Source organism: Catenibacterium sp. UBA627, from assembly GCF_002299355.1.
Classification (GTDB): Bacteria; Bacillota_I; Bacilli_A; order Erysipelotrichales; family Coprobacillaceae; genus Catenibacterium; species Catenibacterium mitsuoka.
The window spans coordinates 1-21,852 of the sequence record NZ_DBPF01000143.1; the positions used below are offsets into that span (position 1 = coordinate 1).

The following is a 21,852-nucleotide window of genomic DNA, read 5'->3' on the forward strand; positions in this document are numbered from 1 at the left end:
GGATAATAAATAACGATTTACGAGGCTCCTCTCACCGCCTAAAGGCAGTTGGTTTCCGCCTATGACAAACAAAAGGATTTATTTATGAATACACTTATTAGAAATAATGACCATAGCTTACAGAATATCCAAGGAACATTGGTATTTGTCGTACCTACTTATGCCTGGAGAATACCTCGTATTGTCGAAGAATGGATTCGTTTGACAGCTTTTAAGGATGTTGAAGAAGTCTATTTTGTGATGGATTGTGGGGGAAATATAGGCAATGCAGGTTATTATAATAGAAAACTATGTGAGAAGAAGGGGTTCAACTATAGAGGTACAATGGAAATCATTATGCCAGAAAACTATCTCGCAATGTTTAATACACCAGAAGATGATGAAGCCAAAAAGATTATTAAACAGGCAAATCCTGTTGTTAAACAAGCAGTTTCCTATATCCATCAGCATTTACCTTTTCCTAATATGTCATTACAATTGAAAGACAAGTTCCAATCTTCTATTGTGAATACAGTTTTCTATCCACTTTTTGTGAAAGCAGATGCTTTCTATAGTACGGATGAATGTATTGGATGTGGATTATGTGAGAAATTATGTCCGTTAGAAAATATACAAATAAAGGATCACCGTCCTGTATGGGGTAAGGAATGTACACATTGTATGGCATGTATTGCGAAATGTCCTAAAAAGGCGATAGAATATGGAAAGAAAAGCAGGGGAAAGAATAGATATTATATTGACTAGGTACAACTTGATAGTTTATCGCTTATTCAACTAGATAGTCATGTTATCATAGTAGAAAAGAAAGGAGTGTCCATATGAGAAAAGCTATACCTTTAGGAGTAGTAGATTATGAAACCTTAAAGAATCAGAATTATTTTTTTATCGATAAAAGTATGATGATTTATGATTTTTTAATGAGAAAAAGTACTGTCACTCTTATTACTCGACCTAGAAGGTTTGGAAAAACAATCAATATGTCAATGATGTCTTCATTCTTTGATATTACTAAAGATTCTAAAGAAATATTCAAAGATACAAAAATTGTTGAAACAGAGTATATATCAGAAATGAATCAATATCCTACAATCTTCATTTCGTTTGCGAATGCGAAGAATGATAAATGGAATGTTGTAAAGGAAATTAAATTACAACTGCGTAAAGAATATGTCGATATGCTCATGTATTTGAACAAAAAATGACTGTATTTGAACAAAACGAGTATGAATCTCTTGTACAAGGGTTAATGACAAAAAATGATGGACTTCTAGATAATATTATCGATGCACTTTCTTTTTTGATGGAACGATTAGAGAAATACTACCACAAAAAAGTAATGGTATTCATAGATGAATATGACACACCTTTTATTGAAGCTCATGTTGGAGGATATTATGAAGAGTTGCGAGGGGGATTATCTTCTTTGCTTCATAATGCATTAAAGACATCTACGAGTCTACATTATGCAATGATGACTGGTATTCAAAGAGTTGGGAAAGAGAACATCTTCAGCGATTTGAATAATCTGGTTGTATGTACAGTAAAAGATCCAGAATATTCTCAATACTTTGGCTTTACAGAAGAAGAAACGAAACAAACATTAGAATATTATGATTTATCACTCAATGATGAAGTGAAATCTATGTATGATGGATATCATTTTGGAGAACATGATATCTATAATCCATGGTCTATCTTGAATTATGCTTCTAGAAAAGTATTAGAGCCTTATTGGGTGAATACGAGCAGTAATACAATGATTAAAAAAGCAATATCTTACAGTGATGAAGCTTTTGAGAGAGGCTATGAGGAGCTTATTCGAAATGGTGAACTCGAAACCACTGTAAAAATGGATACGAGCTTTTTTGAAGTAAACAATACAGAAAACTTGTGGGGTCTTTTGGTTAATGCTGGATATCTAACATTACACAAAACAATATCTATTCAAGATAGCCTGTATATCATAAAAATTCCTAATCAAGAAGTTCAATTAGAGTTTAGAAAACTTACAGCCTATCATTTGAAAGCGACTGAAACAGATCTGACAGTACTATTCAATTCATTAAAGCGTTGCAAAAAAGAAGATTTTGAAGATAGATATCGAAAGATTCTACTCACATTACCTTCTTATCATGATTTAAAAGATGAAAATAGTTATCATATGATGCTGCTTGGAATGTGTGCCTGGCTTTCTAGTGAGTATGAAGTAATCAGTAATCGAGAAGTAGGAAAGGGAAGATGTGATATCATACTAAAATCCAAGAAAAATCAAATATCATATATTCTAGAATTTAAGTATACAAATGATAGTTCAGTTGATTTGAAACAACTCGCAAAATCAGCAATAGATCAAATTAACAGTAGAAGATATGATAGTGAATTAAGTGGAACAGTGATTCGCATAGGACTAGCACAGTATCAGAAAAATGTAGAAATTGAATGGCAATAGGAATATCGGATATTATTTCTGATATTCTTTTTTCTATGAAAAAGAACTGTAACGCTCAAGTATTCGTTACTGCCTTTCATAAGTATTTTCCAATTTTACTATTCTTATTCTGCTTAATTTCTTCGACAGTTCCCATCGCAATAATCTCTCCACCAAGTTGACCGCCCTCAGGTCCCATATCAATAATATAATCAGAATTTCTAATAACATCTAAGTCATGTTCAATCATAATAATAGTCGCTTTTTGATTAATTAATGTATCAAATACACGAAGTAGTGTTTCTACATCTAATGGATGTAATCCAATAGAAGGTTCATCAAAGATAAAGATGCTTCCATCTTGTACTTTTCCTATTTCTGATGCCAGTTTTAATCTTTGTGCTTCTCCACCAGATAAGGCAGGTGTTGCTTCACCAAGAGTCAAATAACCAATTCCTAAATCCACTAGAACCTGTAGTTTCTCTTTAATCTTCTTAATGTCTTTAAATACATCTAACGCTTCTAAGATAGTAAGAGACATTACATCTTTAATAGAATAACCATGGTACATTATAGAATCCACATCATTGCTGTAACGTGTTCCATCACAATGTTCACAAGTCATTTTTATATCTGGAAGAAACTGTATATCCATAGAAATAGTACCAGTACCTTCACATACAGGACATCTTAACTTACCTGTATTATAAGAAAAATCACCTGCACTATATTGATCACTTAATCTTCCATACAATCTTCTTAAATGATCAAATACACCAGAATAAGTTGCGACAGTACTTCTGACATTATTTCCAATAGGGGACGCATCGATCAAATTAATCTTATTGACCCATGATGCATCCAATTCTTTTACATGTTGAGGAAGTCTTTCGTGATTTAATGAAGCCTTTATGGCAGGATATAACGATTCAAGAATCAATGTTGTCTTACCACTTCCAGACATACCAGTAATTGTAGTAAGAACTCCTTTAGGAATAGAAATATCCAGTGGTTTGACAGTATGTATTGTATCTGTATTAAGTCTTAAAAAGCCCTCATTAAAAATCTCTTTCTTATTTCTTACAAGAGTTTGATGTAAATCATTGAGATAAGGTCCAATGATAGAATTCTTATCCTGAATGATTTCATCAATAGTACCTTGACTGATTATAGAACCACCATTTTTACCTGCTTCAGGCCCTATTTCAATCATATAATCTGCTTCTTTAAGAATTCTTGTATCATGATCGACCAAAACAATAGAGTTCCCATCCTTAATCAACTCTTTCATAATCGCAATCAAGCCATCTACATTGGCAGGATGTAGTCCAATAGAAGGTTCATCAAGAACATAAAGAACACCTGTTGTTCTGTTTTTTACAGTACGCGCAAGCTGTACTCTTTGTAGTTCTCCTGTTGATAATGTAGAAGAAGCACGATCAAGAGTCAAATAACCGAGACCTAAAGACAGCAATGCATGCGCATTAATCATGAATTCTTCAAGAATACTAGAACCTATTTCTTTCACATCATCATTAAGGGTATTGATTACCTGTGGAAGCCATACAGCTAAATCCTTTAAACTCATCGCACATACTTCAGTTAAAGTCTTACCACCTAGAAATGTAGAATTCGCACGTGTATTAATACGAGAGCCATGACAAGTCGGGCATGTCTCTTCCTTAAGGAATTTACTGACACGCTTCATATTCTTTTCATTCTTGACCTTCTTTAATGCGTTCAAGACAGTCGCTTTGGCACTATAGTAAGTAAAATCTAATTCTCCTGCTTCCACGCTCTCTTTATTCTTAGGACGATAGAAAATATGTTTTTTAACCATTGGTCCATCATATACAATATGCTTCTCTTCTTCTGTTAATTCTTCAAAAGGAACATCAGTACGCACACCCATCGCACGACAGACATCTTTCATTAATGACCACATGAGTGTATTCCATGGCGCCACAGCCCCTTCATCAATAGTTAGATGAGGATCAGGAATCAAAGAATCAATATTAATTGTCTGTACAATACCAGTGCCCTGACAATCAGGACATGCGCCTTGTGAATTAAAGGCATACTCCTGAGCACTTAATCCATTAAATCTTTCGTGGCAGATTGGACACTCAATCATTTCACCTCTCGCTACATTTATACTCGCAGGTACTCTATGTCCGTTAGGACATAAATAATCTCCACAACGTGAAAATAATAAGCGAATAGAATTCAATAATTCTGTCTGTGTTCCAAAAGTAGAACGAATGCCTGGTATATTAGGTCTTTGATGTAATGCTAGAGTACTAGGAACATATCTAATAGAATCTACTTTGGCTTTTTCTCCTTGAGAGATTCGTCTTCTTGTATAAGTAGATAATGCTTCTAGATATCTTCTAGAACCTTCAGCATAAATGACTCTTAATGCTAAAGAAGACTTGCCACTTCCTGATACACCAGAAATAGCTACAATCTTATTTAGAGGAATATCAACGTCAATATTTTTTAAGTTATGTACCTTTGCGCCTCTTATTTCCATATGATCAATCATACAAAATCCTCCTAAACAAAAAAACTAGCTATCTCTAGCTAGTTCATCTTAATTAATGGTGCGGCCGATGAGATTTGAACTCACACAGACGTACGTCCACAAGTCCCTCAAACTTGCGTGTCTACCATTCCACCACGGCCGCAACTTTGTGCAACTAAAATTATACTTGAGTTGCACATAGAATTCAACTATTTTTTAAGAAGATTATAGAGAGACTGAGCGTAGATAGCAGCTGCAGTTAATAAATCATCTAATGAAATTAATTCATTTTCTTCATGCATATGATGGTTTTTACCAGGGAATTCACAACCAAAAGCAACACAGTTAGGCATTTCTTTTGCATAAGTTCCACCACCGATAGTCTGAGGACCATGTTCATGATCATTTGTGAACTGTACATATGATTCATGAAGCTTCTGAACTAATTCACTATTAGGATCTACATATAATGCAGGACCAATATCATGTTCTTCACTCAAGCCATACTTATTAACAGCTTCATCTACATTCTTAACAAGTTCATCATTGTCTGAATCATGAGGAAGACGTAAATCAAGAGTTAATGAACCTTCATTATTTTCATAATCTAAGATACCTAGGTTAACAGTTAAAGCACCCATTTCACCAGTAAATGCGACATTGAACTTTTCGCCTAAATAATCATTGTATAAATATTCATCAACGAATTTTGCGTAGCTATTATCAGTTACACTTGCAATATAATGACATAAGTTACTTGCGGCATTATTACCTAACTGAGGCTGAGATGCATGGGCACTCTTACCTTTTAAGAATAAGTGTGTGTTACCATCTACAACTTCTAAAGAACCCTTGAAGTTATTTTCTTTTAAGAATGCATTATATGATTCTTCATAGTCAGTACCCTTTAATACAGCTTTAGCCTGATCTGGTACGATATTCACTACACGTCCTGAATGAATAGAGATTACCTTATCATCATCTGTTTTACCCTTGATGATGAAATGACAGTTACCTTTTTCACCATATACAACAGGGAAATCAGCATCTGGAGTAAATCCCATCTTTGGATATGGACGATGCTGGAAATAGTAATGCATACAGCGAGAACCATTTTCTTCATTACATCCAAAAATGATACGAACCTTCATCTTCTTTTCAAAATCAAGTTCATTAACAATCTTAGCAGCATAATAAGCAGCAATTAAAGGCCCCTTATCATCAGCCACACCACGACCATAGAGTGTATCTCCATCAAGAGTCATATCATATTCTGGATAATCCCATTCCTGACCTTCAGTAGGCACAACATCTAAGTGTCCAAGAATACCAAAACATTCTTCTCCTTCACCAATATCAATAGAACCAGCATATCCATCACAATCATCAGTAACAAATCCATCTCTTTGACCGATAGAAAGCATTAAATCAAGCGCTTTACGGTTGTTTTCACCAAATGGCTGATTTTCTTTCGCAGTAGATTCATCAAGAGTTGAAGGAATTAGACATAAGTCCTTTAAATCTTTCAGCATTTCTTCTTTATGCTTTAATACTTCTTCTTTAAAATCAATCATTTTATTCACCTCAGTGACTATTATATACAATTTTTGAATTATTTGAAACACACATACTGCACCTTTTTGTAACGTTCATTCAAGAGTTGTGCTAATATAGTAAAAAGGGGGCAAAAGAATATGGAGAATAAGGACATACAATTTCATATTACAGTCAAAGGTATTGTGATTTATGAAGGCAAGACATTAATCTTAAAACGTGTTAGACCTTCATCAGATGGACTTGGTTATTGGGAATTACCAGGTGGGGGATTAGAATACGGGGAAGATCCTCACCAGGCGCTTGTTAGAGAATTAAAGGAAGAAACAGGGCTAGATATTGAAATCATTAAGCCAGTTTATACATTTACGGCTATTAGACCACATTATCAGACAGTGGGTATTGGTTTCTTGTGTATTCCTACAAATGATCAAGTTAAGATTTCATTTGAACATACAGATTATAAGTTTGTGGATGAAGGTGAATTAGAGAAGACACTTGACTCACATATCTTTAATGATATTAAGAAAACAATCGAAGAATATAACCAGATAAGAGAATACAATGAACTAAAAAGAGAAGCGAACTAACGCTTCTCTTATTTCATATAGATCTTTTCAACTTCACAGATATACATTGTATGGAAATCTTTATTAGGGTAATTCTTATCCACAAGTGTTTCATCTAAGAAACATTCAGGCTTGATTGTATCTTCATAGAGTTTCTTTCCCACAACGACAATGTCTGCTTCTTCAAATGTAGGAAGACCTTCAATAAATGTAGGTGTTAAATCAGTCTTCGCAATCTTATCTCCATCACGTCCAGATTCTCTACCTAATACTGTTAAATCTTTCATATGTTCTCCATTAAAGAATGAAAGAGTCATCTTATCATTAGAATCTATAAATTCCTTTGTATAACGCTGTGGTCTTACAAAACAAGTCATCACTGGCTTATTCCATAATGTACCCATCTCGCCCCATGAAATAGTCATAGTATTAAATGCGTCTTTATTACCTGCACTAAGTAGTGCCCATTCCTTATTCAATTTATTGAATATTTTTAAATCAAATGTATTTACATCTACTTCTTTAAACATAGTCATTACCTCCGTTTTTATATTATAAACTTATGCCACTATTTAATCAAATTTGTGCTTGTCAAACAATAGGTTATTTGATACACTACAACTGTATTATACGACTGACGGAAGTGGAATTAACCACATGGAGTATAATTTCTTGAAGAGCCGACCGTCTGGGCAACGTCCTGGACTTAGTAGGCTCTTTTTTTGTTTTTTTGAAAAAATGGAAGCATGCAGGTACTGGATTAGTATATAATTGTTTTGAAAGAAAATAACCTGAAAGAGAGGAAAAACAAAAAAATGTTAACAGACGTAGAAATTGCACAGAGTACAGTCATGGAGCCAATTAAAAATGTGGCTGAAAAGATTGGACTGACTGAAGATGATTTAGAATTATATGGTAAATATAAAGCAAAAATCTCTTTAGAAACTATTAAGAAAGTTGAAAATAATCCAGATGGTAAATTAATCCTTGTGACTGCAATTAACCCAACACCTGCAGGTGAGGGTAAGACAACTACAATGATTGGTTTATCACAGGCATTACATCAGTTAGGTAAGAAGTCTATCGTTGCAATGCGTGAACCAAGTTTAGGTCCTTGCTTTGGTATTAAAGGTGGTGCAGCTGGTGGAGGATATGCCCAGGTTGTTCCTATGGAAGATATCAACCTTCATTTTACAGGTGATATTCATGCCATCACTTCAGCAAATAACTTGATTGCGGCAATGCTTGATAACTCTATTCAGCAGGGTAACCCTTTGAATATTGATACTAGACAGGTTGTATGGAAGAGAGTTGTTGACTTAAACGATCGTGCTTTAAGACATATTGTTGTTGGTTTAGGCGGTAAACCAAATGGTGTTCCTCGTGAAGATGGTTTTGATATTAGTGTTGCAAGTGAAGTGATGGGTATCTTATGTTTATCTACTTCTCTTGAAGATTTAAAAGCAAGAGCTGCAAGAATGATTGTTGCTTATAATTATGATGGTGAACCAGTCACTGTTGATGATATTCATGCAACTGGTGCTGTAACTTTATTATTAAAGGATGCTATCAAGCCAAACCTTGTTCAGACTTTAGATCATACTCCAGTATTTGTACATGGTGGTCCATTCGCCAATATCGCTCATGGATGTAACTCAGTTATGGCTACAAAGCTTGCTATGAAACTTGGCGATTATGCCATTACTGAAGCAGGATTTGGGGCTGATTTAGGTGCTGAAAAGTTCTTAGATATCAAGTGTCGTCAGGCTGGATTAAATCCAGATGCAGTTGTCATTGTTGCGACTGTTCGTGCATTAAAGATGCATGGTGGTGTCAATAAGAAAGAATTAGGTACTGAAAACCTTGAAGCATTAAAGAAGGGTATTGGTAACTTAACTAAACATATTGAAAACATCAAGAAGTTTGGTTTACCTTGTATCGTCGCTATTAACGCTTTCCCTACAGATACAGAAGCTGAATTAAAGCTATTAGATGATATGTGTAAGGAATTAAATGTTGAAGTATCTATTTCTGAAGTATGGGCTAAGGGTGGCGAAGGAGGCATTGATCTTGCTAACAAGCTATTAAATATTCTTGATACAGAAGAATCTCATTATGCACCTATCTATTCATTAGATATGCCTATTGATGAAAAGATCAAGACAATCGCCAAAGAAATCTATGGTGCAGATGATGTTGTCTTCACTAAGAAGGCAGCTAACAAGATCAAGAAGTTCACTGCTCAGGGCTTAGGTGATTTACCAATCTGTATTGCGAAAACTCAGTATTCTTTATCAGATGATGCGACTTTACTTGGACGTCCTGAAGGATTCAAGGTAACAATCAATGATTTGATTCCAAATACTGGTTCTGGATTCTTAGTTGCTATTTCTGGAAATATTATGCGTATGCCAGGTTTACCAAAAGTACCAGCTGCTGATAATATGGACATTGATGAAGAAGGTAAGATTACTGGTTTATTCTAATAATTGAGGTCAAGTTTAGGTGAAAGGCCTCTGAGCACCTAGATCATGAAAGTCATAATGAAAATAATGGAGGACTGAAATGAAAGCTGCAGTAATTATGGGTTCTGCCTCTGATGAAGCAAAGGTAGAAAAAGGAATTGCTATATTAAAAGAATATGGCGTAGATGTTGAAGTACGTGCTTTATCTGCACACCGTGCACATCGTGCATTGAGTGAATTTGTAGAAGAATGCAACAACAATGGAACAGATGTTATTTTAACAGCTGCGGGTATGGCTGCTGCCTTACCTGGTGTCGTTGCTTCTATGACAGTGTTACCAGTTATTGGTATTCCAATTAAAGGTGCAAGTTTAGATGGAATGGATGCCTTATTATCAATTGTCCAGATGCCTTCTGGTATCCCAGTTGCAACAGTTGCAATTGATGGTGCTAAGAATGCTGCTTGGTTAGCACTTGAAATCATGGCAATCAAATATCCAGAATTAAGTGAAAAATTAAAGAACAACCGTCAGGCTATGGAAAAAGCCTGCTTAGATACAAATAACGAAATTTCAGAAAAATACAGATAAGAGGAGAAAACAACAATGGAAAAGAAAGAATTAATATACGAAGGAAAAGCTAAGGAAATTTTTGCAACTGATAATGAAGATGTTATCTTAATGCATTATAAAGATGATGCAACTGCAGGTAATGGTGTAAAACATGATCAGTTTGCTGGTAAGGGTGTATTAAACCACACTATTTCAGGTATTATCTTTGATATGTTAGAAGAAGCTGGTATCAAGACTCATATGATTGAAAAGTTAAATGATACTGATGATTTAGTTAAGAAAGTAGAAATCTTCCCACTAGAAGTTATTGTGCGTAATATTACAACAGGTTCTTTCTGTAAGAGACTTGGTGCTAAGGAAGGTGTTGTTTTAGCAGAACCAATTTTTGAAATTAGTTATAAGAATGATGAATATGGTGATCCATTAATCAATGAAGACCATGCTGTTGCTTTAGGTCTTTGCACTAGAGATGAATATAACACTATCAAATCTGAAACATTAAAGATCAACGAATTACTTAAGGCTTTCTTCTTAAAATTAAACTTAAAGCTTGTAGATTTCAAAATCGAATTTGGTAAGACTAAAGAAGGCGAAATCGTATTAGCTGATGAAATCTCACCAGATTCTTGCCGTTTATGGGATGTAGATACTAACAAGAAGTATGACAAAGACGTATTCAGACAGGATATCGGAGATTTAATTGAAACTTATAAAGCAGTTCTTGCAAGAATGGAAAAATAATAGATAAAAGGATGAAGAAACATGGATTATAAAAAAGCTGGAGTAGACATTGAAGCAGGTTATAAGTCAGTAGAATTAATGAAGAAGCATGTTAAAGCGACTATGAGACCAGAAGTACTTGGTGGTATTGGTGGTTTTGCTGGTGCTTTTGATTTAAGCAAGATCAAGGATATGGAAGAACCAGTTCTTTTATCTGGTACTGATGGCTGTGGTACAAAGGTAAAACTTGCTTTTGTAATGGATAAACACGATACAATTGGTATTGATGCAGTCGCAATGTGTGTGAATGATATTGCTTGTTCAGGTGGAGAACCTCTATTCTTCCTTGATTACATTGCATGTGGTAAGAATTATCCTGAAAAGATTGCGACTATCGTTAAGGGTGTTGCTGAAGGATGTATTCAGTCTGAATGTGCCCTTGTTGGTGGTGAAACTGCAGAACATCCAGGGTTAATGCCTATTGATGATTATGATTTAGCTGGTTTTGCAGTAGGTGTTGTAGATAAGAAAGATATTATTGATGGTTCCACAATCAAGCCTGGTGATGCTTTAATTGGTATTGCATCTACTGGTGTACATAGTAATGGATTCTCTTTAGTACGTAGCGTATTTGAAATGACTAAGGAATCTTTAGATACTTATTATGATGAATTAGGTACTACTTTAGGTGAAGCATTAATTGCCCCTACTAAGATTTATGTAAAAGCATTAAAGAGCGTAAAGAATGCTGGTATCAAGGTTAAGGGATGCAGCCATATTACTGGTGGAGGATTCTATGAAAACCTTCCTAGAATGTTACCTGATGGTGTAAAGGCTGTTGTTAAGAAGGACAGCTATAAAGTACCTCCTATCTTTGGCTTAATTGCAAAAGCAGGAAACGTTGAAGAAAAGATGATGTACAACACATTCAATATGGGATTAGGTATGGTTCTTGCTGTTGATCCTGCAGATGTTGAAAAGACTATCGAAGCAATTAACGCTGCTGGCTATGAAAGCTATGAAGTAGGTTATATTGCTGAAGGTGAAAAGGGAGCAGAATTATGCTAAACATAGCTGTATGCGTATCTGGTGGTGGAACTGATCTTCAGTCCATCATCGATGCGTGTGAAGCCGGAAAAATCAATGGACAGATCCGTCTGGTTATTTCTAACCGTAAGAAGGCTTACGGTTTAGAAAGAGCCCGTCTTCATGGTATTCAGGCAGAATGGATCAAGGATGAAGATGTGATCTTAAAGAGATTTGAAGAAGAAAAGATTGATGTTGTTGTATTAGCAGGTTATCTTGCTATTGTTGGAGATAAGCTGATTGAACAATATAAGAATCGTATTATTAATATTCATCCCTCACTTATTCCATCTTTCTGTGGTCCTGGATTCTATGGAATGCATGTCCATGAAGCGGTGTTTAAAAGAGGTGTGAAGGTATCAGGTGCAACTGTTCATTTCGTTACTGGAGAAGTGGATGGTGGGCCAATCATCTTACAAAGAGCGGTTGATATTTCAGATTTAGAGACTCCTGAAGATATTCAGGCACGTGTCTTAGAAATCGAACATGAAATCTTACCAGAAGCTGTTGCTTTATATTGTGAAGGACGTGTTTCTGTAGAAAATGAAAGGGTGAAGATCAGTTGAAAAGAGCGTTAGTATCAGTTACAAATAAAGAAGGTATTGTTGAATTTGCGAAAGGTCTTGAAGAATTAGGATTTGAAGTTGTTTCTACTGGTGGAACATATAAGAAACTATTAGAAGCAGGTGTAAAAGCTATTGAAATCGATGATGTGACAGGTTTCCCTGAAATTCTTGATGGAAGAGTTAAGACACTTCATCCAAAAGTACATGGTGGTATTCTATTTAGAAGAGATGTAGAAGAACATGTCAAGACTGTAGAAGAAATGGGTATTACACCTATTGATCTTGTTTGTTGTAATCTCTATGAGTTTGAAAAAGCGCTTAAGGCTGGTAAGCCAATGGCTGAAATGATTGAAAATATTGATATCGGTGGACCTTCAATGATCCGTTCTGCTGCTAAGAACTTCAAGGATGTATTGATTGTTACTGATCCAAAAGATTATGATGCTGTATTAGAAGCTATTAGAGAAGATAAGACTGATTTTGAATTCAGAATGAATCTTGCTTATAAGGCTTATAGCTTAACAGGAAGCTATGATGCAATGATTTCTCGTTATTTCGCTGATCAGGTACATGATGAATTCCCTGATATCTTAAATATTTCATTAAAGAAGACAGATCATTTACGTTATGGTGAAAACTCTCAGCAGAGTGCAAATGCCTACGTTGATCCATATGTTCAGCATTCTTTATTAGATTATGAACAGTTACATGGTAAAGAAATTTCTTTCAATAACGTGAATGACTTATATGGTGCAGTTGCCTGCGTAAGAGAATTTGGTGATCAGTTAGTGACTGTTGCAATTAAGCATTCAACACCTTGTGGAGTTGCTATTGGTAAGACTGGTTATGAATCTTATAAGCGTGCTTATGAAGGTGATCCAACTTCTATCTTTGGTGGAATCATCGCTGTAAACTATAAGATTGATAAGGAAACTGCTTTAGAAATGAAGAAGACTTTCTTAGAAATCATTGCAGCACCTGATTTTGATGATGATGCTTTAGAAGTATTAGAAAAGAAGAAGAACTTACGTTTATTAAAGCTTAAGAATCTTGATGCACGTGATGCTAAGTATGATATTAAGTATCTTGAAGGTAAAGCACTTGTTCAGGAATTAAATACTAAGCTTATTGATGAAATGAAAGTAGTGACTAAAAAGCAGCCAACAGAAGCTGAATTATCTGATATGGAATTTGGTTTAAAGGTTGTTAAATATGTTAAGTCTAATGCAATCGTACTAGTGAAAAACGGATGTACTTTAGCTGTTGGTGGAGGACAGACTTCACGTATCTGGGCATTAGAAAATGCAATTCATAATAATCCTGATAAGGATTTCCATGGTGCTGTATTAGCAAGTGATGCTTTCTTCCCATTTAGTGATTGTGCACAGGTGGCTGATGAAGCAGGTATTAAGGCTATTGTACAGCCTGGTGGATCAGTTCGTGATCAGGAATCTATTGACTATTGTGATGAACATGATATGACAATGGTATTCAATGGTTATAGACATTTTAGACACTAAGGAGGCGTCATATGAAGGTTCTTGTTATTGGTAGTGGTGGAAGAGAACATGCAATTGCCTGGAAATTAAAACAGAGTAAACATGTTACTGAATTATATGCTATTCCTGGTAATCCTGGTATGGATGCTGTATGTATTCCAGGTAGTGTAGAAGATATGCCTTTTATCTTAAAGACTGTTGAAGAAAAGGGTATTGATTTAACTGTTATTGGTCCTGAAGTACCATTATGTATGGGACTTGCTGACTATTTAGAAGAAAGAGGACACAAAGTATTTGGTCCTAGAAAAGAATCAGCTATTCTTGAAGGTTCTAAAGCCTTCTCTAAGGATTTCATGAAAAAGCACAATATTCCTACTGCAAAGTATGAAGAAGTGACTGATTATGAATCAGCTGTTAAAGCATTAGATGCTTTTGATCTTCCTGTTGTTGTTAAGGCTGATGGTCTTGCAGCAGGTAAGGGCGTAGTAATCTGTGAAACAAAAGAACAGGCTAAAGAAGAACTTAAAGTGATGCTTGATGGCAGTGCTTTTGGTGATGCTGGTAAAAAGGTTGTTTTAGAAGAATTCTTAACTGGTTTTGAATGTTCTCTATTATGCTTTGTAGACCATGATACAATCGTACCTATGGTATCTGCAAAAGATCATAAACAGATTTATGATAATAATGAAGGTCCAAATACTGGTGGTATGGGTACTGTATCACCTAACCCATTTTTACCTGAAGGTATGGAAGGGACTTTCAAAGAAAAGATTCTTGACCCATTCATGAAAGGCTTACATGAAGATCATATGGATTATCGTGGGGTTGTCTTTATTGGATTAATGATCAAGGATCAGGATGTAAAGGTATTAGAATTCAATGTTCGTTTTGGTGATCCTGAAACTCAGGTTATCTTAATGAGACTTGAAAGTGATTTATATGAAGTGATGTATGGATGTGCTACAAATACATTAAAAGATGTAGATGTTAAGTGGAAAGATGAACAGGCAACATGTGTTGTTCTTGCAAGTGGAGGCTATCCTGGATCTTACGAAAAGGGTAAAGTCATTACTGGTTTAGATCATCTTCCAGAAGGTATTGTTGTCTTCCATGCAGGTACTAAACGTAATGAAAACAATGAAATCGTTACAAATGGTGGACGTGTATTAAATGTTTGTGCATTAGGACATGATCTTGAAGAAACAAGAAAGAAAGTCTATGATGCAATTGAAAACATTCATTTTGATGGCATGTATATGCGTAAAGATATTGGCTTACATTAGGAGGATAACATGGCTAAAGTTTATCGCGTTTATGTAGAAAAAAGAAAAGAAAATGCGGTTGAAGCAGACTCTATCAAACATGATTTGATGACAAGACTTGGTTTGACTGACATTTCTAACTTAACAGTTGTCAACCGTTATGATCTTCAGGGGATTACTGAAGAAGTATTAGAAGAAGGTATTCCTACTATTCTTTCTGAGCCAATGGTAGATGAAGTATATCGTGAAGAATATGCAATTCCAGAAGGAGCTGTAAGTTTTGCGATTGAATATCTTCCAGGACAGTATGATGCTAGAGCTGATGCCTGTGAACAGTGCTTCCAGTTATTAACTGGTGAAAAAGGCGTTAAGGTTAAATGTGCAAAGCTTATTGTGATCGAAGGTGTTTCTAGTGATGAATTACCAGCAATTAAACATTATTTAATTAACCCTGTTGATTCTAGAGAAGCGTCTTTAGAAAAGCCAGTAGATTTAAATGATGCTGTTGTTGAAATCAAGAAGGTTCCAGTTATTGAAGGATTTATTGGTTTCACTGATGAAGAAGTTGAAGCATTACTTGAAAAGATGAGTCTTGCTATGAACTTCGATGACTTAAAAGTGACTCAGAACTATTTCAGAGATATAGAAAAGAGAGATCCTACAGAAACTGAAATCAGAGTATTAGATACTTACTGGTCTGACCATTGTCGTCATACTACATTTGCGACAGTTATTACTGATATTGATATCGCAAATGGTGCATTTAAAGAAATCTTAGAAAAAGATGTAGAAAAATATAAAGCAAGCCGTCATGTTGTTTATGGTGTAGATACAAAGAGACCACTTACTTTAATGGATCTTGCAACTATTTCTATGAAAGAACTTAGAAAGCGTGGCTATTTGGATGATATGGAAGTATCTGAAGAAATCAATGCCTGCTCAGTTCGTTTAAAGGTTCATACAACTGATGGTGATGAAGATTGGTTATTAATGTTTAAGAATGAAACACATAACCATCCAACTGAAATTGAACCATTTGGTGGTGCCGCTACATGTTTAGGCGGTGCAATTCGTGACCCATTATCAGGTCGTGCTTATGTTTACCAGTCAATGCGTATTACTGGTGCAGGTGATCCACGTCAGAAATTAGAAGATACACTTCCTGGTAAATTACCACAGAGAAAGATCTGTGAAGAAGCAGCTCATGGTTTCTCTTCTTATGGTAACCAGATTGGTTTAACGACTGGTTTTGTACATGAAGTATATGATCAGGGTTATGTTGCTAAGAGAATGGAATTAGGTGCTGTAGTTGCAGCTGCACCAGAAGAACAGGTTAAGAGATTAATTCCTGAAAATGGACAGATTGTCTTATTAATTGGTGGACGTACTGGTCGTGATGGTATTGGTGGTGCCACTGGTTCTTCTAAGAAACATGAATTAAAGACAACTGAAACTGCTGGTGCTGAGGTACAGAAAGGTAATCCAGTTGAAGAAAGAAAGATTCAGAGATTATTTAGAAATAAAGAATTCTCTAAGAAGATTGTAAGATGTAATGACTTTGGTGCTGGAGGTGTCAGCGTTGCAGTTGGTGAATTAGCACCTGGTCTTGATATTAACTTAGATGCAGTATTAAAGAAATATGAAGGTTTAAATGGTACTGAACTTGCAATTAGTGAATCACAGGAACGTATGGCTATTGTCATCAATGAATGTGATAAAGACTTCTGTATCAAGGCTGCTCATGATGAAAATCTTGAAGTTGTACAGGTGGCTACAGTTACAGATAAGAACCGTTTAACTATGAAATATATGGGAGATACTATTGTAGATATCTCTAGAGACTTCCTAGATGAAGCAGGAGCTAAACGTTATCAGGATATCCATGTAGAATTACCTGATTTTGATAAGGCACCATTCAATCCAGAAGCAAAAGAAAACTTTACTGAAACAACTAAAGAAGTATTATCACGTTTATCTACAGCTTCTCAGAAGGGCTTAGTAGAACGTTTTGACTCTTCTATCGGTAATGGTACTGTTCTTTCACCATTTGGTGGTAAGACTTACCGTACAGAAACTGAAGGTATGGCTGCATTAATTCCAGTATTAGGAAAAGAAACAACTACATGTTCATTAATGAGTTATGGTTATAGCCCACTTATTTCTGAATGGTCACCATATCATGGTGCAATCAATGCAGTTGTAGAATCTGTCGCAAAGATCATCGCAATGGGTGGTACATGGCATACAATCCGTTTCTCATTCCAGGAATTCTTTGAAAAGTTATTAAATGATCCTAAGAGATGGGGTAAACCATTTAGTGCATTACTAGGTGCTTATCGTGCTCAGGAAGAATTATTATTACCTTCAATTGGTGGTAAGGATTCTATGTCAGGTTCATTTGAAGACTTAGATGTTCCTCCAACTTTAGTATCATTCGCAATTACTGGTGGAGATGTACACAAAGTCATCACTCCTGAATTAAAAGAAGCAGGACATGTATTAGTAGAATTTATGCTTCCAAAGGATGAATTCCATGTATTTGATTTTGAAGCTTTAAGAAAACAGTTTGATGCTGTAGAAGCATTGATTCAGTCTGGTAAGGCTTATTCAGCTTATACAGTTAAAGACGGTGGTTTAGTTGAAGCTGTTTATAAGATGGCATTTGGTAATGAAATTGGTGTAGCATTTGATGATGCTTTAACACTTAATGACTTAGTTGAAAAGAACTTTGGACATATCGTTGTGGAAGTAGAAAACGCTGAAGTTGTTGCAGGATATGAAAATGTTCGTATTATTGCTTCTACAAATGAAGAAAAGGCTGTATCATATAAGGGTGAGAAAGTGACACTTGATGATGCATATGAAATCAACTGTGCACCATTAGAATCTGTATATCCTACTACAGCAAAAGCACCTACTACAGAAGTACGTACTGGTGACTGTAATGAAAGAGGCAAGATGTTTGCTTCTAAGAAGTATGATGAAGTCAATGTTGTTATTCCTGTATTCCCAGGAACTAACTGTGAATTTGATTCTAAACGTGCATTTGAAAAAGCAGGTGCAAAGGTTCAGCTTGTTCTTATTAGAAATAAGACAGAAGAAGATATTAAGAAGTCTGTTGATGAATTAGAAGAAGCAATCCATAATGCACAGATCGTGATGCTACCAGGTGGTTTCTCAGCTGGTGATGAACCTGAAGGTTCAGGTAAGTTCATTGCAACTGTATTACGTAACCCAAGATTAAAGGCTGCAATCGATGATTTATTAGACAATCGTGAAGGCTTAATGATTGGTATCTGTAATGGATTCCAGGCATTAGTAAAACTTGGTTTACTTCCTCATGGACATATTAAGGATATGAGCAAAGATGATCCTACTCTAACATTCAATACAATTGGACGCCACTTATCTCAGATGGTGACTACAAGAGTATCTAGCGTGAAGTCTCCATGGCTTGCTAATGTAGAGTTAGGTGATGAACATATTATCCCTATTTCTCATGGTGAAGGACGTTTCGTTGCACCTCAGGAAGTACTTGATCAGTTAATTGATAATGGTCAGGTAGCATTCCAGTATGTTGATCCAAATGGAAATGTGACTATGGAATCTCCATATAACCCTAATGGTTCTATGTATGGTATTGAAGGTATCGTTTCTGAAGATGGTAGAATACTAGGTAAGATGGGTCATTCTGAACGTCAGGGTGAAAACAGAGACCTTAACATCTACGGTGAAATGGATCAGAAGTTATTTGAAGCCGGCGTGAAGTATTTTAAAGGAGAATAACGAATGGATAAATTAGAATTTGAAAGTATGACACTCTGTCCTCTAGATGGACGTTATGGCAAGATTAAAGATCAGTTAGCTGATTATTTCAGTGAATATGCACTTGTTAAGTATAGAGTGTTTGTAGAAATCCAGTGGTTGAAGTTCCAGTTGGATCACCTTCATACAGAAACTTTAGACAAGGTTGATCCTAACAAGGTAGATGATATTCTTGCGATTTCTAAGGATTTCAACTTTGATTCTTTCAAGAGAATTAAAGAAATCGAATCTGTTACAAGACATGATGTTAAGGCAGTAGAATATTTCATTGATGAGAAGCTCAAAGCTTTAGGTTATGAACATTTAGAAAGCTATGTACATATCGGATGTACTTCTGAAGATATCAATAATACATCATATGCATGTATGATTAAACATGGCTTAAAGGATGTTTGGTTACCTGCAGCTAAAGAATTTGCTTCAATGATTAATAAATTAGCAGTAGATCATAAGGATGATGCAATGCTGGCACATACTCATGGACAGCCTGCTACACCTACAACTATTGGTAAAGAATTCAAAGTCTATGCTTATCGTTTCTTTTCTAGTATTGAAAACATTGAAAATATCAAGATTAAAGCAAAATTCAATGGGGCAACTGGTAACTACAGTGCAATCTTAACAGCCTTCCCTAATGAAGATTGGCCTACATTAAATAAGGAATTCGTAGAAGACTATTTAGGACTTACATTCAATCCATTAACTACACAGATTGAATCTCATGACTATACTTGTCATATCTTAGATGGTATCCGCCATTTCAACAATATATTGGCTGATTTAGATGTGGATATGTGGTTATATATCTCAATGGAATACTTTAAACAGATTCCTGTTAAGGGTGAAGTTGGTTCTTCAACTATGCCTCATAAGGTTAACCCAATCCGTTTTGAAAACTCTGAAGCAAACATTGATTTATCAAATAATCTATGTGTCGCATTATCTAACAAGCTTCCTAAGTCAAGAATGCAGAGAGACTTATCAGACTCTTCAAGTCAGCGTAACTTAGGATTATGCTTCGGATATTCATTACAGGCTATTTCTGAAACAACTGGTGGCTTAGCTAAGTGTGTTGTAAATAAAGAAAAGCTTGCAAAAGACTTAAATGAAAAATGGGAAGTTCTTGCAGAACCTATTCAGACAATGTTAAGAAAATATGGTGTACCAGATGCTTATGATACACTTAAGGCCTTAACTCGTGGTAAGAATATTTCTCAGGAAGATATCCAGGCATTCGCAAAGAGCCTAGAACAGTTAAGTGATGAAGATCGTCAGACTTTATTAGATATGACACCTTCTTCATACATTGGTTTAGCTTCAGAACTTTGTGATATCGAACTTTAATCATTAAGAGACAACCTCTATGGGGGTTGTCTTCTTTATTTTTGGAAATAGGTTTGTTATAATGTAACAAAAGGTGGTGACAATGTTGGGAGATACACGATATGTATTTGCAGAATGCATCAAAGAATTGATGAATCATCAGTCTCTTGATAAGATCACAGTGACTGATATTGTGGAAATGAGCGGTAAGACTAGACAGACATTTTATCGTTATTTTCGCGATAAATATGATCTTGTGAACTGGTATTTTGAAGTATTGGCGGATAAGTCTTTCTTGCAGATTGGGAATAGTGAAACATTAAGAGAAGGGCTTATTAAGAAGTTTCAATTTATTTATAATGATAGAGTATTCTTTAAAGAAGCATTTAAATCTAAAGATTATAATAATGTAGAAAACTATGATTATAACTGTATTCTCACTTTCTATCAGAATATTATTAAGAGAAAGCTAGATAATAATATCCCATCAGATATTGAATTCTTATTGGAAATGTATTGTCATGGGTCTATTACTATGACTGTAGACTGGGCAACAGGAGGATATAAGCTGAAGCCTGAAGAATTAGCTGATATGCTGATAGAAGCATTACCACCAAAGTTAGATGAACTGTTACGAGATCTGAAATAAGATCTCTTTTTTTTGCATAATACAACATTCGCTCTAAATAATGCTTTTTTACGCTTATGATGGATAGAAGAAATACATATGAAGGGAGACTCTGATTTTTTTGACAAACTTATAGTGTATCGACATGGATTATTTATTCTTAATAGATATTCTATGCCTTTTTTGCATTATTAGAAAAGTGAAAAGACTTCTTTTTGGGACAAATCAAATAAGGAGAAAACGATTATGAACAAGAAATTGATGACTATGTTAGTCGCTTGTGCTTTATCAGTATCAGCATTATCTACTACAACAGTATTTGCAGAAGATGCAGTAGTAACTGGAGAAACTCCAGCTGTAACTGAAACTACAACTACACCTGTAGCTTATGAACCAGAAATCACTTTAACTACACCTAAATGGACAGGTGATAGTGATATTGTCTTTGAAGTAGATGCTAAAGGTGGAACAGTTTCCGATGGTGAAATGTATGTTTATGATGCAACTGGTGCAACCCCAACTATGGGCGTTGAATCTAAAATAGAAGTAAATGAACAAGGTAAGATTAAATTTACTAAAGATGCATTAATGAATGCGAAAATTTGGCCTTGGGATGATGATGTTAAAAATCAGATTGCAGTAGATTGGACAAAGTATTCTAAAATTGAATTTGACATTGATTTCGAATTGAATGGTCAATATAAAACTAAGTTTATGTAGAATCATCTGTAAAGGCTCCAGAAATTACTGTAACACCTACTACACCAGCTCAGCCTTCTACTCCTGCAAAACCTGCAGAAAATAAAGGTACAACAACAACTACTACAACTAC

General features: G+C 35.2%; 18 protein-coding genes, 1 tRNA gene and 1 riboswitch. Of the genes, 15 read left to right on the forward strand and 4 right to left on the reverse strand.

Annotated elements, in window-relative coordinates; translation table 11 throughout:
* Positions 1–84 precede the first annotated feature (84 nt).
* The 3 genes from B2S90_RS09425 to B2S90_RS09435 all read left to right on the forward strand — a co-directional run bounded on the left by B2S90_RS09425 (position 85) and on the right by B2S90_RS09435 (position 2,449).
* Positions 85–744: an EFR1 family ferrodoxin gene (locus B2S90_RS09425; protein WP_286696954.1), complete on the forward strand. Its 660-nt coding sequence runs from the start codon at positions 85–87 to the stop codon at positions 742–744.
* A gap of 74 nt (positions 745–818) precedes the next feature.
* The gene (locus B2S90_RS09430; protein ID WP_286696955.1) at positions 819–1,202 is read left to right on the forward strand and encodes an AAA family ATPase; all 384 of its coding nucleotides are present in this window, start codon (positions 819–821) and stop codon (positions 1,200–1,202) included.
* A 44-nt stretch (positions 1,203–1,246) separates the two neighbouring features.
* Positions 1,247–2,449: an AAA family ATPase gene (locus B2S90_RS09435; protein WP_286696956.1), complete on the forward strand. Its 1,203-nt coding sequence runs from the start codon at positions 1,247–1,249 to the stop codon at positions 2,447–2,449.
* A gap of 76 nt (positions 2,450–2,525) precedes the next feature.
* Here the strand turns inward: B2S90_RS09435 and B2S90_RS09440 are convergent, their stop codons facing one another.
* The 3 genes from B2S90_RS09440 to pepV all read right to left on the reverse strand — a co-directional run bounded on the left by B2S90_RS09440 (position 2,526) and on the right by pepV (position 6,526).
* Positions 2,526–4,973 (reverse strand): excinuclease ABC subunit UvrA, encoded by a 2,448-nt coding sequence (locus B2S90_RS09440; RefSeq protein ID WP_286696957.1) that lies wholly within the window; start codon positions 4,971–4,973, stop codon positions 2,526–2,528.
* Between the two features lie 56 nt (positions 4,974–5,029).
* Positions 5,030–5,115: transfer RNA gene (locus tag B2S90_RS09445), tRNA-Leu, on the reverse strand.
* 46 nt (positions 5,116–5,161) lie between these two features.
* On the reverse strand, positions 5,162–6,526 hold the full coding sequence (gene pepV / locus B2S90_RS09450; protein WP_278778959.1) for a dipeptidase PepV: 1,365 nt from the start codon (positions 6,524–6,526) through the stop codon (positions 5,162–5,164).
* 120 nt (positions 6,527–6,646) lie between these two features.
* Between pepV and B2S90_RS09455 the strand changes: the two genes are divergently transcribed.
* Positions 6,647–7,096, forward strand: a complete 450-nt coding sequence (locus B2S90_RS09455; protein ID WP_286696958.1) for an NUDIX hydrolase — start codon at positions 6,647–6,649, stop codon at positions 7,094–7,096.
* An 8-nt stretch (positions 7,097–7,104) separates the two neighbouring features.
* Here the strand turns inward: B2S90_RS09455 and B2S90_RS09460 are convergent, their stop codons facing one another.
* The gene (locus tag B2S90_RS09460; RefSeq protein WP_270397663.1) at positions 7,105–7,605 is read right to left on the reverse strand and encodes a flavin reductase; all 501 of its coding nucleotides are present in this window, start codon (positions 7,603–7,605) and stop codon (positions 7,105–7,107) included.
* A gap of 90 nt (positions 7,606–7,695) precedes the next feature.
* Positions 7,696–7,776, forward strand: a riboswitch (ZMP/ZTP riboswitch).
* Positions 7,777–7,890: 114 nt separating this feature from the next.
* On the opposite strand from B2S90_RS09460, the gene B2S90_RS09465 reads away from it, so the two are divergent.
* The 11 genes from B2S90_RS09465 to B2S90_RS09515 all read left to right on the forward strand — a co-directional run bounded on the left by B2S90_RS09465 (position 7,891) and on the right by B2S90_RS09515 (position 21,740).
* Complete coding sequence (locus B2S90_RS09465; RefSeq protein ID WP_278778957.1) at positions 7,891–9,561, forward strand: formate--tetrahydrofolate ligase; 1,671 nt, start codon at positions 7,891–7,893, stop codon at positions 9,559–9,561.
* 79 nt (positions 9,562–9,640) lie between these two features.
* Complete coding sequence (gene purE / locus B2S90_RS09470) at positions 9,641–10,129, forward strand: 5-(carboxyamino)imidazole ribonucleotide mutase (RefSeq protein ID WP_006506993.1); 489 nt, start codon at positions 9,641–9,643, stop codon at positions 10,127–10,129.
* A gap of 15 nt (positions 10,130–10,144) precedes the next feature.
* Positions 10,145–10,852 (forward strand): phosphoribosylaminoimidazolesuccinocarboxamide synthase, encoded by a 708-nt coding sequence (gene purC, locus B2S90_RS09475; RefSeq protein WP_055233719.1) that lies wholly within the window; start codon positions 10,145–10,147, stop codon positions 10,850–10,852.
* 21 nt (positions 10,853–10,873) lie between these two features.
* Complete coding sequence (gene purM, locus B2S90_RS09480; RefSeq protein ID WP_055233718.1) at positions 10,874–11,899, forward strand: phosphoribosylformylglycinamidine cyclo-ligase; 1,026 nt, start codon at positions 10,874–10,876, stop codon at positions 11,897–11,899.
* Entirely contained in the window at positions 11,893–12,483 is a 591-nt protein-coding gene (gene purN, locus B2S90_RS09485; protein ID WP_055233717.1) for a phosphoribosylglycinamide formyltransferase, read from the forward strand. The genes purM and purN overlap by 7 nt, the downstream gene beginning before the upstream one ends.
* Positions 12,480–14,003 (forward strand): bifunctional phosphoribosylaminoimidazolecarboxamide formyltransferase/IMP cyclohydrolase, encoded by a 1,524-nt coding sequence (gene purH, locus B2S90_RS09490; protein WP_055289588.1) that lies wholly within the window; start codon positions 12,480–12,482, stop codon positions 14,001–14,003. The genes purN and purH overlap by 4 nt, the downstream gene beginning before the upstream one ends.
* A gap of 11 nt (positions 14,004–14,014) precedes the next feature.
* A complete protein-coding gene (gene purD / locus B2S90_RS09495; RefSeq protein ID WP_055233716.1) occupies positions 14,015–15,265 on the forward strand; it encodes a phosphoribosylamine--glycine ligase in 1,251 nt (416 codons plus the stop codon).
* A gap of 9 nt (positions 15,266–15,274) precedes the next feature.
* Positions 15,275–19,030, forward strand: a complete 3,756-nt coding sequence (locus B2S90_RS09500) for a phosphoribosylformylglycinamidine synthase (RefSeq protein ID WP_278778949.1) — start codon at positions 15,275–15,277, stop codon at positions 19,028–19,030.
* A gap of 3 nt (positions 19,031–19,033) precedes the next feature.
* Positions 19,034–20,413 carry an adenylosuccinate lyase gene (gene purB, locus B2S90_RS09505; protein WP_147556488.1) on the forward strand — a complete coding sequence of 460 codons (1,380 nt, stop codon included), beginning with the start codon at positions 19,034–19,036 and terminating at the stop codon, positions 20,411–20,413.
* A gap of 82 nt (positions 20,414–20,495) precedes the next feature.
* Entirely contained in the window at positions 20,496–21,041 is a 546-nt protein-coding gene (locus B2S90_RS09510; protein WP_147556487.1) for a TetR/AcrR family transcriptional regulator C-terminal domain-containing protein, read from the forward strand.
* Between the two features lie 225 nt (positions 21,042–21,266).
* Entirely contained in the window at positions 21,267–21,740 is a 474-nt protein-coding gene (locus B2S90_RS09515; protein WP_286696959.1) for a hypothetical protein, read from the forward strand.
* Positions 21,741–21,852 lie beyond the last annotated feature (112 nt).

Excerpts from the sequence above, each read along its gene's own strand:
- B2S90_RS09425 (WP_286696954.1), top strand. The coding sequence starts at position 85 with ATGAATACACTTATTAGAAATAATGACCATAGCTTACAGAATATCCAA.
- B2S90_RS09430 (WP_286696955.1), top strand. The coding sequence starts at position 819 with ATGAGAAAAGCTATACCTTTAGGAGTAGTAGATTATGAAACCTTAAAG.
- B2S90_RS09435 (WP_286696956.1), top strand. The coding sequence starts at position 1,247 with ATGACAAAAAATGATGGACTTCTAGATAATATTATCGATGCACTTTCT.
- B2S90_RS09440 (WP_286696957.1), bottom strand. The coding sequence starts at position 4,973 with ATGATTGATCATATGGAAATAAGAGGCGCAAAGGTACATAACTTAAAA.
- pepV (WP_278778959.1), bottom strand. The coding sequence starts at position 6,526 with ATGATTGATTTTAAAGAAGAAGTATTAAAGCATAAAGAAGAAATGCTG.
- B2S90_RS09455 (WP_286696958.1), top strand. The coding sequence starts at position 6,647 with ATGGAGAATAAGGACATACAATTTCATATTACAGTCAAAGGTATTGTG.
- B2S90_RS09460 (WP_270397663.1), bottom strand. The coding sequence starts at position 7,605 with ATGTTTAAAGAAGTAGATGTAAATACATTTGATTTAAAAATATTCAAT.
- B2S90_RS09465 (WP_278778957.1), top strand. The coding sequence starts at position 7,891 with ATGTTAACAGACGTAGAAATTGCACAGAGTACAGTCATGGAGCCAATT.
- purE (WP_006506993.1), top strand. The coding sequence starts at position 9,641 with ATGAAAGCTGCAGTAATTATGGGTTCTGCCTCTGATGAAGCAAAGGTA.
- purC (WP_055233719.1), top strand. The coding sequence starts at position 10,145 with ATGGAAAAGAAAGAATTAATATACGAAGGAAAAGCTAAGGAAATTTTT.
- purM (WP_055233718.1), top strand. The coding sequence starts at position 10,874 with ATGGATTATAAAAAAGCTGGAGTAGACATTGAAGCAGGTTATAAGTCA.
- purN (WP_055233717.1), top strand. The coding sequence starts at position 11,893 with ATGCTAAACATAGCTGTATGCGTATCTGGTGGTGGAACTGATCTTCAG.
- purD (WP_055233716.1), top strand. The coding sequence starts at position 14,015 with ATGAAGGTTCTTGTTATTGGTAGTGGTGGAAGAGAACATGCAATTGCC.
- B2S90_RS09500 (WP_278778949.1), top strand. The coding sequence starts at position 15,275 with ATGGCTAAAGTTTATCGCGTTTATGTAGAAAAAAGAAAAGAAAATGCG.
- purB (WP_147556488.1), top strand. The coding sequence starts at position 19,034 with ATGGATAAATTAGAATTTGAAAGTATGACACTCTGTCCTCTAGATGGA.
- B2S90_RS09510 (WP_147556487.1), top strand. The coding sequence starts at position 20,496 with ATGTTGGGAGATACACGATATGTATTTGCAGAATGCATCAAAGAATTG.
- B2S90_RS09515 (WP_286696959.1), top strand. The coding sequence starts at position 21,267 with ATGAACAAGAAATTGATGACTATGTTAGTCGCTTGTGCTTTATCAGTA.